The 12,333-nt window shown below is 40.2% G+C and carries 12 protein-coding genes; 5 read left to right on the plus strand and 7 right to left on the minus strand.

Features of this window, described 5'->3' with window-relative positions; all coding sequences use genetic code 11:
• Positions 1–100: 100 nt before the first annotated feature.
• From AC27JL_RS06600 to AC27JL_RS06610, 3 genes are read left to right on the plus strand one after another with little or no spacing between them, the layout of a single operon-like run.
• On the plus strand, positions 101–556 hold the full coding sequence (locus AC27JL_RS06600; RefSeq protein WP_004588273.1) for a YaiI/YqxD family protein: 456 nt from the start codon (positions 101–103) through the stop codon (positions 554–556).
• Between the two features lies 1 nt (position 557).
• The gene (locus tag AC27JL_RS06605; RefSeq protein ID WP_487195156.1) at positions 558–1,100 is read left to right on the plus strand and encodes a DUF6942 family protein; all 543 of its coding nucleotides are present in this window, start codon (positions 558–560) and stop codon (positions 1,098–1,100) included.
• A gap of 17 nt (positions 1,101–1,117) precedes the next feature.
• Positions 1,118–1,510 carry an ACT domain-containing protein gene (locus AC27JL_RS06610; protein ID WP_305399352.1) on the plus strand — a complete coding sequence of 131 codons (393 nt, stop codon included), beginning with the start codon at positions 1,118–1,120 and terminating at the stop codon, positions 1,508–1,510.
• A gap of 70 nt (positions 1,511–1,580) precedes the next feature.
• On the opposite strand, the gene AC27JL_RS06615 is transcribed toward AC27JL_RS06610, so the two are convergent.
• The 7 genes from AC27JL_RS06615 to AC27JL_RS06645 all read right to left on the minus strand — a co-directional run bounded on the left by AC27JL_RS06615 (position 1,581) and on the right by AC27JL_RS06645 (position 8,951).
• Positions 1,581–1,973 carry a tellurite resistance TerB family protein gene (locus AC27JL_RS06615; protein ID WP_487195157.1) on the minus strand — a complete coding sequence of 131 codons (393 nt, stop codon included), beginning with the start codon at positions 1,971–1,973 and terminating at the stop codon, positions 1,581–1,583.
• A gap of 128 nt (positions 1,974–2,101) precedes the next feature.
• Entirely contained in the window at positions 2,102–2,548 is a 447-nt protein-coding gene (locus AC27JL_RS06620; RefSeq protein ID WP_487195158.1) for a hypothetical protein, read from the minus strand.
• Between the two features lie 146 nt (positions 2,549–2,694).
• On the minus strand, positions 2,695–3,354 hold the full coding sequence (locus tag AC27JL_RS06625; RefSeq protein ID WP_487195159.1) for a class I SAM-dependent methyltransferase: 660 nt from the start codon (positions 3,352–3,354) through the stop codon (positions 2,695–2,697).
• Positions 3,355–3,374: 20 nt separating this feature from the next.
• Positions 3,375–7,025, minus strand: coding sequence for an AAA family ATPase (locus AC27JL_RS06630; RefSeq protein WP_487195160.1), 3,651 nt, complete (start codon positions 7,023–7,025; stop codon positions 3,375–3,377).
• Positions 7,022–8,266, minus strand: coding sequence for an exonuclease SbcCD subunit D C-terminal domain-containing protein (locus tag AC27JL_RS06635; protein WP_487195161.1), 1,245 nt, complete (start codon positions 8,264–8,266; stop codon positions 7,022–7,024). The genes AC27JL_RS06630 and AC27JL_RS06635 overlap by 4 nt, the downstream gene beginning before the upstream one ends.
• Positions 8,267–8,344: 78 nt before the next feature.
• Positions 8,345–8,581: a hypothetical protein gene (locus AC27JL_RS06640; RefSeq protein WP_487195162.1), complete on the minus strand. Its 237-nt coding sequence runs from the start codon at positions 8,579–8,581 to the stop codon at positions 8,345–8,347.
• A 133-nt stretch (positions 8,582–8,714) separates the two neighbouring features.
• Positions 8,715–8,951: a hypothetical protein gene (locus tag AC27JL_RS06645; RefSeq protein ID WP_010556105.1), complete on the minus strand. Its 237-nt coding sequence runs from the start codon at positions 8,949–8,951 to the stop codon at positions 8,715–8,717.
• A 284-nt stretch (positions 8,952–9,235) separates the two neighbouring features.
• Between AC27JL_RS06645 and AC27JL_RS06650 the strand changes: the two genes are divergently transcribed.
• Together AC27JL_RS06650 and AC27JL_RS06655 are read left to right on the plus strand one after the other, a co-directional pair.
• Positions 9,236–11,683: a M1 family metallopeptidase gene (locus tag AC27JL_RS06650; protein ID WP_487195163.1), complete on the plus strand. Its 2,448-nt coding sequence runs from the start codon at positions 9,236–9,238 to the stop codon at positions 11,681–11,683.
• A complete protein-coding gene (locus AC27JL_RS06655; protein ID WP_006793306.1) occupies positions 11,683–12,177 on the plus strand; it encodes a DUF6702 family protein in 495 nt (164 codons plus the stop codon). Before AC27JL_RS06650 ends, AC27JL_RS06655 begins: the two co-directional genes overlap by 1 nt.
• The last annotated feature ends 156 nt before the right edge of the window (positions 12,178–12,333 follow it).

The following is a 12,333-nucleotide window of genomic DNA, read 5'->3' on the forward strand; positions in this document are numbered from 1 at the left end:
GATGCAGTTTGTACGGCTTTAACCAAATAAAGTTTGCTAGCCGATTAAAATAAATTGCTATAGGATCAGCTAAATACTAGAGCAATTAAAAGATTTAAGCATGAAAATATGGGTAGATGCCGACGCATGCCCTGTGGTAATAAAAGAAATACTTTTTAGAGCCGCTGAGCGCACGCAAACACCAACCATTTTAGTGGCTAACCATGCAATGCGCATTCCGCCTTCAAAATTCATAAGCCGCGTACAGGTTTCGAGCGGGTTTGATGTGGCCGATGACGAAATAGTAAAGCGTGTAGAAAAAGGCGATTTAGTTATTACTGGCGACATACCCCTAGCCAGTGAAGTTATAGATAACGGTGGCCAAGCACTTAACCCGCGTGGTGAGCTTTACACGCCAGAGAATATTCGCTCGTTATTAAACGTGCGCGACTTTATGGATACCATGCGCTCAAGCGGCGTAGAAATGAGTGGCGGGCCACCACCGCTTAGCCAAACCGACCGCCAAAACTTTGCCAATAACCTCGACCGTATTTTAGCGCAAAAAAAGGCGAGCTAGTGTGAGTGAGCAAGCTATTGGCCTAGGTGAGCATGATTTTAATGTAGCCGTGTATGTCGCAAAAGCACCGCCTATGCCCTACTTTGAAACCCTGCAAAGTGTTGAGCCTGTAATAAACGAGCAAATAAATACCATAAACCAGCACTGTGGTAATGGCTGGCGTAAAGTGTTTAACGTATACGCTAAAGTATTGTTTGCGCTACCGAGTGAGCATTACAGCTTTGCTAAACAAGCCGATAGCTGGCAAGCGTATCGCGATACATTTTTACTGCAAAAAAACAGTAAAACAGCGCTGCTATTTAGTGTCCCCATTATTAACGGCACTAATAAAAACCAGCTGCATATTATTGCTGGGCGAACCCATGCTAAAAACTTATTACAACAAGGTAAGCTTAATGCGCAATTTAATTGGCTAGACGATGAGTTTGCAATTGATACAACGAATAACATTATTGTGTGCCCGTACTTTGATTACAGGCAGTTAAGTAATATTAAAATAGCCCGATTAAGCGAGCTTGTAGCTAAGCTTAAAACAGCTAATTAAAAATGTAAGGAGTCAACATGGTGGGAATTTTAGAGCTAAATACGTTATTAAAATCAATGAACCCCGAACTTAAACAGGGTGAATATATATTTTGCTGTTTAGCAGGCGACCTTGCTGACTACGCTCATTTAAACCCGCTTGCTAGTTACGTTGAAGAAGAAGGCCTAACCCTTATTTTAAATGCAGATACCGCCGATAAAGCCGGTATTACTTACGAAGGTAAATATAATTTAATAACCCTTAATGTGCATTCAAGTCTGGAGGCTGTTGGCTTAACCGCTGCGGTATCGGCCAAATTAACCGAGCATAATATTAGCGCCAATGTAGTGGCTGCGTTTTATCACGACCATATTTTTGTACAAATAGATAAAGCACAGGCGGCGCTATCTGCGCTTAAAGAGATTGGTTAAACTTAATTTCATTAAAAGTCCCCGGTCCAGGGTTGATTAACGTTCAGTAACCGAGCTTTTAATATTTTAATTACACTATAGATTCAACAATTTTCAATGCTTTAAGTTCGTTTTCGTGGGTTATGCCATCAGCTTCAATTACTTGTTTAAGAAGCTCTAAAACAAACACCCTCATTGGTTGGTCAATAATGTGTGCCATACGGTGTTGAATAAATGACTCTATTTCGTTTGTTTGCACCGCTGAAACACATTTTTTAGTCATTTCTATTATGTAATTGTCTATTTCTATTGCTGAGTTCCATTCAATTTTTTGTGCCCAAGCACTCACTACATTTAGCTCTTCGTCAGCAATAGAACCATCAACAGTGACAAAAAGTAAAGCTAGGTCTAATAACGACTCTTTTTGAAGTTGCTCAACACACACGCCCATATCAAAATTATTTAATAACTGTTCAAACTTCATAGTGCTTCCTTGATGGATAAAAATACTGCTAAAGAGCTTATACCAAAGCACACCAAAAAGTAATTTTAATGGGTTTGTTTAATTGCAACATTTTGTAAGTAATTAATAATACGAGCCTTGAAGCTAGGTTAGCTTTTGATGTTATTTATATTTAAGCAAAAGCTGTCATTAGCCGCTTCTAGCTTTACTTTATTTCCTGTTTTTACTCTTACACAGCGAGTATTTTTAGGCAGTTTTGTCTTTTGAATTACAATAAATTCGCCGTTATCTGCATCGTTAAGTGTGTATTGATATGCTGTGTTACCGCCTTCAAATAAGGCCGTGAAAAGTCCGCCAACCAATGCTCCCGCAATGGCACCGCTGATCATGTCTTCAGTGTTACCATCTAAATCCTCGGCTAAACCAATGCCGGCACCAACCATGATTCCGGTTCCGATTTCTGATGACAGCTTTACCTTTTCAATTGATTCGACCGTAGCATAGTAATGCTTAATGATATGACCTTGGTCATCGCGATCAACGCCCTGAGAGGCACAGCCAGATAGTAATAAAAGGGCAATTAAACTTTTTTTCATGATTATTCTCTGTGTTGGTAATGAGTATAATCATATTCACTAATTAGTAATAAAACTGTGAGAGCTTTGTTTGTACCTGTTAGAAGATGTAAGAATGTGTTCAAAGGAAAACACCGACTGAAGCCAGATCGGTGCTAAGGTTAAGACTATTTAACAACGTATCCGCTAAAACCAAGCGCTTTAAAATAAAGCTTAGGAATACCGTATTTGCACTCGTTAAGTAATTCACTTAAGCGCATTCTATCAAGTGGGTAAAACTCACTTTCTAAATTTTGAGCTGTGTAGGCTTGCCCTGCGTCACTTAAGCCTAAATCGGCACACACAGTAATTTGTGCTTCGCGCTCAAAGTCGGTTTCGGGTTTCATTAAATCGCTAATAAATAAGTTTGCGCCTTTATTTAAATTAGCTTTAATGTTTTTGAGTAGCTGCTTTTTGCTGCCGTCGTCTTTTAAAAAGTGCATTACGAGTAGGCATACCGCCGCATCGGCCTTAGTAGATAGCTTATCAAGCTCGCCTTCAATAACGTTAACGCGCTTTGCTATGCCGTGCTCTTCAAACGCTTGTTTAGCAATTGCGAGCATATCACTTGAGGTATCTTGCGCGGTAAATTGCCAAGTAGGGTTAAGCGCGGCAAGGGCGAGTATTTCTTTACCTGTTCCGGCTCCTACTACTAAAACATGGGCGTTGTCTGCTAACGTAGCGAGTAGTTGTGCATTGGTAAGTTGGTGTAATAGCTCATAACCAGGTACTAAGCGGGTAATGCGACTATCGTAATGTGTTGCTTGCTCGCCTGTAAATGTCGGCATTTTTAACTCCTTTAATCAGCTTATAAAACTTCAATAGTGGAGTATCCACCACTTTGCTTACTTACATGAACTTGCGTGGCTACACGTTCGCTCATTTCGCTCACATGCGATATAACCCCTACTTTGCGGCCCTGTGCTTGCAACGAATCGAGCGCGTCCATAGCAACGCTGAGTGTTTCGCTATCTAACGTACCAAACCCTTCGTCAATAAACAAAGAGTTGATTTGTACTTTGTTTGACGAAAGCGATGCAAGCCCTAATGCCAGTGCTAGTGATACTAAAAACGATTCACCGCCAGAGAGTGTATTAACCGAGCGTTGTTCGTCGGCCATATCGCGGTCAATAATGGCAATATCGAGCGATTGCGCAATGGCTGTAAGCTCGTAGCGTTTATTAAGGATTTTTAAGTGGCTATTAGCGTAATGCAGTAATATTTTTAGTGTTTGTGTTTGCGCTAAGTTACGCATGGTTTTACCGGTTGCATCGCCTAGTACTTTATTAAGTAAGTGCCATTGTTCCACTCGCTTTTTAAGGGTGGCTAGCTCGGTTTGCTTACCCTCAAGTGCTTTGGCACTTTGGTTGTGCTGTTCTATAGCAGTATTGGTGATAAGTAAGCTGTTTTGCTGCTCAGTTTGCTTTGTATTTAATGCCGCTAATTGCTCGGTGAGTTCAGTGTGGTTTTGTGATGGCTTGTTAGTATTTTGGTGATCTGTATGCGCACTTTGTTGCTGTTTAAGCGCTGCATTTGCATCAGTAAGTGCAGCTGAAAGCTGCTCAAACTGGGTTAAATGAGCTTTAATTTGCTCACTGCTTAACGTTAGTAAAATTGTGATCTGCTCGTGCGTTGCTTCACTGTACTGGGCTTTAAAGTCGCTAAACCATTCGTTGTAGCGCTCTTCAAGTGTTTTAAGCTCAGTGCTTTGATCGGCTAAACGCAGCTCTGCGTTTTTAAGCTCAATTGCATGCTCGTCTCGTTTTTTTACAGCGTTATCGTAAGTTTGCTGGCTGTTAGTTAACTGAGCTTGGCATTGCTCAAGCTGGACATTAATTTTTGTTTGGTAGTCGTTTACGCTTATTTGCTCGTTATTAAACAACGCAAGGCGCTCACTTTGTGTTGTATTTTGTAGCTGTTGAGCATTGTCTAAATCACCTTTTAGCGTTTTAAGTGCACTTTCGCTTTTAGTTATTAGTGGCTTAAGCTGCTGTAATTGCTGATTGGCTGTGTCTATTTGTTTTTGACTTTGCTCAAGTTGCGCATATGTATGCTGATACTGCTCAACCTGTTGGCTTAAATCATTTAAGTTAAGCGAGCCAGCTTGCAGCTGCTGCCAAAAGTTGCTGTGTTCAAATTGTGCATTAAGTGTTGTGGTTAGATCGTTAATTTGCGACGTTAGCTCAGCGTGCTTTGTATTTATTTGGCTTAGTTTATTGGTTAGTTCACTGTTTAAATTATGCAATTGCTGTTGTGTTTGTTGCTCTGCTTTCAAGGCGTTTGTTTGCTGATTTACTTTTTCTTGCAAGGCTGTTTGCTGTTTTTGTGACTCAAAATAGTGAGACTTTTGGTTGCTGAGCTGGGCGTGGGTTTCATCAAGCTGCTGCGCTGTTAAATCGTTAAGCTCTGTACGCGTTCCTTGCATTGTTGTTTTAATTTCTAGCTGTTTTGCCTGTGCGCTTTGTATGGCTTGACTGTGCTGGGCGTGCTCAGTGACAAGGACAGCATGTTGTGTTTGATGTTGATGCAGCTTAGCTTGAGCGCTATCGTGTAGCTGCTTAGCCTGATTATAACTTGCTTCAAAATCGGCTATTAAGTTAATTAATTGCGGGCTTTGGCTGCTTGCATACGGGTGCTCTTTTGCCCCGCACACTACACATGGCTCGTTTGGAATAAGCTGAGTGCGTAAATGCTCTACGTTTTCGCTGGCACGCAGGCGTGCTTGGTTTAATGCGTATTCGCTGTGTTTAAGTGCTTGTTCGCATGAAGCTAAGCTTTGTTGCAATGTTGTTTGCGTTTGCTCACTGTTTACAAGTTTGGCTGCAACCGCCGCTTGTTGTTGTGAGCTGTGTTTTATTTCTTGATTAAACTGTTGGTAGCGCAAGCGCTGATCATTTAAATATTCAATATTTTTAAGTTTGCTATCGCATTGCTCAATATTGAATTGACGTAGTTGCTCACTTAGTTGGTTGAGATCTTTCTGCTGATGCGCAAGTTGTTGTTCTTGTAGCTCTACTTTTTTAGTTTGATCTGCTAACTGTGTCGCGTGTTTAGTTTGCTCTTCTAGCAGCTGTTTGCTTTGAGAAGCGGTTGCCTTTATTTGCTCATTGGCATTTAAATACGCATTAAAGCTGTGTTGGTAATAATTCCAATCATTCGCGAGCGGGTTAAGCTGCGTATGTTCAGTAAGCCATTGCTGGTGCTGCGTATTTAGCTTAGTTGTTTCATCAAGCACGGTTTGGCTGTGTTTAAACTGAATTTGTAATTCGCTAAGTTGTTGCTGCTCTTTATCACTTTGCTGACTAAGGCTAGTAATGCTTTGTGCGTGTATAGCAAGCTGACTGTCGAGCTCGCGGGCTTTTGCAATAACTGGCTCTGCAGATTGCTTTTGCTCTTGTGCTGTTTTTAATTCGCTTTGTTTGGTTTTAAGTGCCTTTGCTTGCTCTTCAATAAGCGTTGCATGGTCAATAGTTTTTAAGTCACTTATTTGTTCATTTAGTGTGTTATTTTGCGCCGTTAAATACTCATGTCGTTTTCGGTTATCTTTTATCTCAAGTGCGCTTTGTGCTTGTTTTGCTTGTTCACTCTGTTGAGCAATTTTTGTAAGCTCGTTGGTAGCATGCTGCTGACTATTTGTTGCCTCTTCAAGTGCTAGCTCAAGTGCACTTGCTTGCTTGTACCAATTTAAGTTTTGCTCTGTGCTTATTATTGTTTTTTTAGTGTGTTCTATTTGCTTTTTTAGCTCATTAAGCGTGGTGTGTTTTATTGCTAATTCATCTTCACTTAATAAGGTATAGCTTGAAAGGCTTGCTTGTAGTAAATCAAACTTATCTTTTAACTCTTTGTTACGTTCAAAAATACGCTTACCAATTAGGCTAAATTTGTCGGTGCCTGTTAGGCACTCCAATAATTGCGCGCGTTCATCGCCAGTGGCTTTTAAAAATGCAGCAAACTCGTGCTGCGCTAATAATACCGCACGCGAGAATTGCTCAAAGCTTAGCCCTATTTTACTTTCTATTTGTTTTAAGGTTTGGCTTTTGTCGGCTATGAGGGTTTCATCGGGCAAAGTAACTAACGTATGCTCGGCTACTTTTAATTTACCCGTTACTTTTTTATGGGTGCGCTGGATTGAATATCGCGCGCGGTAAAGCTGTTTGTCTTGCCCTACAAAGTCAACCTCAGCAAAGCCTTCCCACTTTCCACGGCGTAGTAAGTTACGCGCATCGTTTAATTTTATGCTGTCGCCATTAAAATCAATTAGGTTACCTTTATCGCCTTTTAGGCGAGCCGTTTTTGTATAAAGTGCTAAACAAATAGCATCTAAAAAGGTACTTTTACCCGCGCCGGTGTCGCCGGTTATGGCAAATAAGCCCGCATCTTTTAGTGGGGCTTGAGTAAAGTCGATTTCGGCGTCTACTATTGATGCTAAGTTATGAATGCGTACTGCGGTTATTTTCATAGTTGCTCTTGCTCCGTCAGTTCACTTATTACATCGTTTAAAAGCACTTTTAGTTCATCGGGTACGTTTTGGCCTGCCATGTCTTTATTATTTGCAAAGGCTTGTTCTAATAAATTGAGCGGATTGAGCATTTCAACTTCACTTAAATCTTCAAATACTGTGTCGTTGTCGGTTTGGGCTGTTTGTTCACGAACGCGTTCGATACCGCAAAATTTTACGTGCTTACCTTCTAGTGCTTGTTCTATTTGTTCTCTGAAGGTGGTGTCGGTATCACTTGATTTAAGTTTTACGCGTAAATAAGGGGCAATAGCATGTTGTGTATCGAGTGCTTTAATTTGTTCACATAAGTCATTCAGTGGCACACACTCCCCTTTTGGTAAAATAATAACGTCGGCTGAGCGCGGAATGTAAAGGGGGTTTACAGTTGCGCTAATGCACTGTTTTTTATCGCTTTTAAATTCGATAACATTAACTTGGTGCGTATAGTTACGCTCTGAAAACGACATGGGAATAGGCGTGCCGCTGTAGCGAATAGCCTCGTTTTTAGCAACTTGTTGCGCTTTGTGTAAATGGCCTAGAGCTACATAGTTGGCTTTACTGCCAAACACATTAGCAGAAATAGACTCTTCACCACCTATCACTAAGTTGCGCTCTGAATCGCTTGATATGTCACCGCCTTTAGCGTGTAAGTGCCCCATTACTATTAACGGTGATTTTTGCTCATTAATTTTATAGGCATGCTCTAAAGCAAGCTCATAGGCATTTGCAACGCCCTGTGCATAGCTAGGGCCGTTTTTTGTCTGGCTTAGTGAGCTGACATCGCTTGAGCGTAAAAAAGGCATAGCAGCAATTACAGCGCGTTTATTATTAGTATTTATTTCTATAATAATATCGCCAGGCGCTGATACATCAAAACGCCCTACTACGTGGGTATCAAATTGAGCAAGTAAGGGCTGAGCCGCTAAAATACGATTTGCAGAGTCATGATTGCCAGCAATAATTACCACATGCATGTGTGGGCAATGTTTTTTAGCGTCTTTTATAAACTGGTAAAGTTGGTTTTCGGCGCTGGCACTGGGTGTTGCCGTATGATAAATATCGCCTGCGACTAATAACAAATCTATTTGCTGCTCAACAAGTGTGGCAAGTAACCAGGTAAAAAATGCTTGATGTTCAACACGGCGGTCGTGTTCGTAAAATTGTTGGCCAAGGTGCCAATCGGAGGTATGAAGGACTTTCATATCGCGCTCTTAAAAACCAGTAAGAGCGCCAATATACCCAAGGTTGTTAAAGATGCAAGCCTCAGTATAACTAAACAGTTAGCTTAAGCTGTGCCAAATGCCAAAAATTACTGGCAAAACAATCAATGCGATGAGTAGAGGTTTTTTTAACGTTTTAGTTTGTTTGGATTGCAGCCTTTTAAGTGCGTTCGTTTCGTTACAAGCGGCTACTTTATCAATGTAAAAATAACCTGAATCAAGGTACTGCTTACAGCTATTTTCGTTGGCTGGGATTGCAATTAGTTCTTGTTGTTTTTTTAGGATATAAAAATCCATGAGCCCACCGCATTTCTTACTTGTAATCGATAATATTTGAGGATAAATAGTCATTATTTATTTGCCTCAAATAAAAAGGTGGGCGATTTTAAATACAAATGACTACAAAGATCAACCAAAAACTACGGTAATTTTAATTTATCGTACAAATAATTAAAATTAGTGAAAACACCGCAATATTTACGCCAATTATGAGCTGTTTTTTACTGTGTTTTTGTTCAGTGGTTAGCCGTTTTAGGGCATCTTCTTTGTTGCAGGCCGACACAATATCTACATAAGAATAATGGTCAGCTTTATAGCGCTCAAGTAGTTCTTTTTCAGCAGGAATAGCGTCTAGTTTGTGTGCTTTTTTTACAATATAGAATTTCATAGCGTGGACCTTCAAAATCTCACTTAACTTTACTGTAATCTCATTTGATGAACTTGACCTGAAGTTGGCTAATACGAGTGTGTTTTAATGCTTTAATCGGTTTAAAATTTGTAAACCCCCTTTACATTTTTAAATGAATTAAAATAGCTAACAAATTATTGTTATTTGTGCGTACAAAACTTTAGTGAATACCACCCTAAAAATAGGGTGTTTGGTCGCTATTTAATTGAAGAAAATGGCTACATTTGACACAGTATGATCACAAAATTATTTTAGGACTAACAATGAAAAAAATAAGTCTTACGCTTAGTGCTCTTTTATTGCCAATGGCAATGTCGGGTAGTGCTATTGCGTCTTCAGTTGAACAAACAAAAGGCTCGTTTGTTGATAAGTTTCGTCAGTTAGATGAAGCATTGCCGACACCAAATGTGTACCGCAGTGCTGCGGGTGAACCAGGTGAAAATTACTGGCAGCAAAAAGTTAACTACGATATTGACGTGAAGTTAGATGAAAAAAAGCGTCGTCTTAGTGCAAGCCAGAGCATTGAGTATAAAAATAACTCACCGCATACATTAAAATATTTATGGTTACAGTTAGACCAAAATATTTTTAAAAGTGATTCAATTGCTGAAACCACTAAAACCTTTAAAAGTACGTTACAAAGCCTGCCTGCGCAAAAGCCTGCAAAACTGAGCCTAGGTCAGTTGCGTCGCCAGCAATTTATGAGTGACAACGAGCTTGGCTTTGCAATAAGCAATGTTAAAGACGAAGACGGTAAAGCACTACGTGTAACAATTGTAGATACATTAATGCGTATTGACTTGAATGAGCCGTTAAAGCCAGGTAAAGAAGTTGAGTTCAGCATGGACTTTGCGTTCAATATTGTTGAAGAAGATGCTGTTGGCGCACGCTCAGGTTATGAGCATTTTGAAAAAGATGGCAACGATATATTTTTACTTGCCCAGTGGTTTCCGCGTTTAGCGGCGTACACAGATTACGAAGCATGGACGAATAAAGCCTTTTTAGGCTCAGGTGAATTTACGCTTGAATTTGGCGATTACGACGTAGAAATTACAGTACCCGCTGATCACATTGTATCGGCGACGGGTAAGTTAGATAATCCAAGCAAGGTACTTACAAGCACGCAGCGTAAACGTTTAAAGCAATCTGAAACTGCTAAGCGTCCTGTGTTTATCGTGACCGAAGAAGAAGCACTCGAAAACGAAAAAGAAGGCACAGACAAAACGAAAACATGGCGATTTAAAGCCGATAATGTTCGTGATTTTGCATGGGCGTCTTCACGTAAATTTATGTGGGATGCAAAAGGCTATCAGCAAGGCGGTGATGTTCAACCACTGGTTATGGCCATGTCTTTCTTCCCTAAAGAGGGTGGCGACTTATGGAAAAAGTATTCTACTGAATCTGTTGTGCACACAATGGAAGTGTATTCAAAGTATTCGTTTGATTACCCTTACCCAACTGCACAATCGGTAAATGGTCCGGTAGGTGGTATGGAATACCCAATGATTACCTTTAATGGTCCGCGTACTAAGTTACAAGATGACGGTACACGCACTTACTCTCAGTCTGAAAAACGCTTTTTGATTGGCGTTGTGATTCATGAAGTTGGCCATATTTACTTCCCAATGATCGTTAACTCTGATGAACGTCAGTGGACGTGGATGGATGAAGGCTTAAATAGCTTTTTAGATGGTGTTGCCGGACGTGAATGGGATCCTACTATTCCTTGGGGTGTTGAGCCTCGTGATATTGTTTCGTATATGAAATCTGAAGTTCAGGTGCCTATTATGACGCAATCAGATAGCGTACTTCGCTTAGGCCCTAATGCTTACACTAAACCTGCTGCCGCGCTTAATATTTTACGTGAAGTGATTTTAGGCCGCGATTTATTCGACTTTGCATTTAAAGAGTACGCACAGCGCTGGAAATACAAACGCCCTACCCCCGCTGATTTTTTCCGTACTATGGAAGAGGCGTCAGGTGTTGATTTAGATTGGTTTTGGCGCGGCTGGTTTTACACTACCGACCATGTAGATATCTCGTTGGATAAAGTGTATCAACTGCGTTTAGATACTAAAAATCCAGATATAGATTACAGCCGCCTACGTGATATTGAAGCTGACAAACCAACATCGTTATTTGTTGAGCGTAACCGTGCAGAAGGTAAAAAAACATGGGTTGAGAAAAACCCTGATATTACTGATTTTTATGACGAAAATGACCGTTTCACGGTAACGAATAAAGAGCGCAACGCGTACAACAAGTTTTTAAAAGGGCTTGAGCCGTGGGAGCGTAAAACGCTAGACCGTGCTTTAAATGACGATCAAAACTATTACGTGATGGAATTTTCAAACTTAGGCGGTTTGGTGATGCCAATTTTACTTGAGCTCACGTATGAAGATGGCACTAAAGAAGAGCGTTACATTCCTGCTGAAATTTGGCGTCGTAATCATAAAAATGTACAAAAGCTTATAGTTACTGATAAAAATAAGCCGCTTGTATCAGTAAGTGTTGATCCACGCTGGGAAACTGCAGACGTTGATGTAGAAAATAATAACTACCCACGTCGTATTATTCCTTCACGTATTGAAGTATTTAAAAAGAGTAAGAGTAAAGCTAAAGTTAGTCGCGATATCATGCAAGATATTAAAACAGAGCTTAAAAGCGATGAGAAAAAAGACGCAAAGGATGAAGTAGAGGAACAGCAATAATGCGTTTTTTGCTTATTGTTGTTTGCTTTTTAATTGCTGCGCCAAGTATGGCGCATCAATTAAAATCATCAGTAACGACTGTGCTTTTTAACAAAAGAACGCATAATGTTGAGCTTATGCATCGGTTTTACTTACACGATACTGAGCATGCTGTTAGCAGCTTATTTAAAGGTAAAATTGATATAATTAGCAATAAAACCGATCAACAACGCTTTGCCAAATATGTTGAGTCACATGTGGCTTTGCAAACATTAAATGGTGATGTTGTGCCGCTTAACTTTGTTGGCGCTCAGGTTGATGGTAAGTTTTTTTGGGTTTATCAAGAAGCGCCTATCCCAGAGGGAATTCAAGGGATAAAAATGAGCAATGGTGCGCTGCGTGATTTATGGCCATCACAAGTTAATATGGTGAACGTTGAAGGCAAAGGTAAAGTTAAAACCCTAAACTTTGCTCAGGATGATACCTGGCTTGAAGCTCGCTTTGAGGCTAACTAACTCATTGTTAATATAAAATACGCGCTTATTTAAGTGCGTATTTTATTACACTATTTAACGTGCGTTCATAATTGATCGGTAAAATACCAAGTTACGTAAAAAATTGGGTTGTTTATATTTACCTTGTTTTGCGCAACATACAACTAGCTGCTAAGC

The organism is Pseudoalteromonas sp. 4NS20-0020 (assembly GCF_057554385.1).

What these genes read in the sequence shown, in the direction of transcription:
- AC27JL_RS06600 (WP_004588273.1), top strand. Translation starts at nt 101, where the DNA reads ATGAAAATATGGGTAGATGCCGACGCATGCCCTGTGGTAATAAAAGAA.
- AC27JL_RS06645 (WP_010556105.1), bottom strand. Translation starts at nt 8,951, where the DNA reads ATGAAATTCTATATTGTAAAAAAAGCACACAAACTAGACGCTATTCCT.
- AC27JL_RS06655 (WP_006793306.1), top strand. Translation starts at nt 11,683, where the DNA reads ATGCGTTTTTTGCTTATTGTTGTTTGCTTTTTAATTGCTGCGCCAAGT.
- AC27JL_RS06625 (WP_487195159.1), bottom strand. Translation starts at nt 3,354, where the DNA reads ATGCCGACATTTACAGGCGAGCAAGCAACACATTACGATAGTCGCATT.
- AC27JL_RS06640 (WP_487195162.1), bottom strand. Translation starts at nt 8,581, where the DNA reads ATGGATTTTTATATCCTAAAAAAACAACAAGAACTAATTGCAATCCCA.
- AC27JL_RS06620 (WP_487195158.1), bottom strand. Translation starts at nt 2,548, where the DNA reads ATGAAAAAAAGTTTAATTGCCCTTTTATTACTATCTGGCTGTGCCTCT.
- AC27JL_RS06610 (WP_305399352.1), top strand. Translation starts at nt 1,118, where the DNA reads ATGGTGGGAATTTTAGAGCTAAATACGTTATTAAAATCAATGAACCCC.
- AC27JL_RS06635 (WP_487195161.1), bottom strand. Translation starts at nt 8,266, where the DNA reads ATGAAAGTCCTTCATACCTCCGATTGGCACCTTGGCCAACAATTTTAC.
- AC27JL_RS06615 (WP_487195157.1), bottom strand. Translation starts at nt 1,973, where the DNA reads ATGAAGTTTGAACAGTTATTAAATAATTTTGATATGGGCGTGTGTGTT.
- AC27JL_RS06650 (WP_487195163.1), top strand. Translation starts at nt 9,236, where the DNA reads ATGAAAAAAATAAGTCTTACGCTTAGTGCTCTTTTATTGCCAATGGCA.
- AC27JL_RS06630 (WP_487195160.1), bottom strand. Translation starts at nt 7,025, where the DNA reads ATGAAAATAACCGCAGTACGCATTCATAACTTAGCATCAATAGTAGAC.